The organism is Mesorhizobium sp. M7A.F.Ca.CA.003.01.2.1 (genome assembly GCF_003998945.1).
GTDB classification, from domain to species: domain Bacteria; phylum Pseudomonadota; class Alphaproteobacteria; order Rhizobiales; family Rhizobiaceae; genus Mesorhizobium; species Mesorhizobium ciceri.
On the sequence record NZ_RZRA01001660.1, the window covers coordinates 1 to 465 of the forward strand.

The window sequence follows — 465 nt, forward strand, 5'->3', positions numbered from 1 at the left end:
TGCGGTGAACCTGACCGACGGCCTTGACGGCCTGGCGATCGTGCCGATCATGATCGCGGCTGCCTCCTTCGGCGTCATCGCCTATCTCTCCGGCAACGCCGTGTTCGCCGAATATCTGCAGATCCATTTCGTGCCCGGCACCGGTGAACTCGCGGTCGTGCTCGGTGCGGTCATCGGCGCTGGCCTCGGCTTCCTCTGGTTCAACGCGCCGCCGGCGGCTATCTTCATGGGCGACACCGGCTCGCTGGCCATGGGCGGCCTGATCGGCACGGTCGCCGTCGCCACCAAGCACGAGATCGTGCTGGTCATCGTGGGCGGATTGTTCGTCGTCGAAATCCTGTCGGTCATCATTCAGGTCGGCTATTTCAAGATGACCGGCAAGCGGGTGTTCCTGATGGCGCCGATCCACCATCATTTCGAAAAGCTCGGCTGGACCGAAAGCCAGGTGGTGATCCGCTTCTGGAT

At 62.8% G+C, this 465-nt stretch carries 1 protein-coding gene; it reads left to right on the top strand.

The window, feature by feature from the left end:
- Positions 1-465, top strand: a 465-nt coding sequence (gene mraY, locus EN969_RS34810; RefSeq protein WP_127419974.1) for a phospho-N-acetylmuramoyl-pentapeptide-transferase, incomplete at both ends; no start/stop codon positions are given.